Raw genomic sequence first — 396 nt, forward strand, 5'->3', positions numbered from 1 at the left:
CATTGCGACGGATCTCGGCGCGGGTGTGCGCAGCGCCGGAACGATGCTCGCGAACGCCGGCGAATTCACCGTCGATGCAGCGGGTGAGGTTCAACTGCTGACGGGCAGCACCGTGACCGCCGCAGGCAACGCCGCGATGCAAGCGAGGGGCGCGCTGTCGCTGAAGGGCGCGAGCGTGGTGGCCGGCGGCGGCGTCACGATCTCGAGCGCCGGCTTTAGCGCAAGGAACGACGGCGCAACCGAGTCGACGATTTCCTCGCAAGCGAGCGGTGTCGTCATTCAAAGCAGCGGCGACATCACACAGACGAGCAGTCTGATTCAAGGCGCGACGCGCATTCAGGGCAATGCTGCGTCGCTCGGTGCCGTCACGTTGTCGGCAGCCGGCAATGTGACGAA

The 396-nt window shown here is 66.2% G+C and carries 1 protein-coding gene; it reads left to right on the forward strand.

The window, feature by feature from the left end; translation table 11 throughout:
• Nucleotides 1-396: hypothetical protein (locus BTA35_RS18140; protein WP_202931330.1), on the forward strand; the 396-nt coding region annotated here is incomplete at both ends.

The organism is Oceanospirillum linum, assembly GCF_001995095.2.
Classification (GTDB): Bacteria; Pseudomonadota; Gammaproteobacteria; order Pseudomonadales; family Halomonadaceae; genus Oceanospirillum; species Oceanospirillum linum.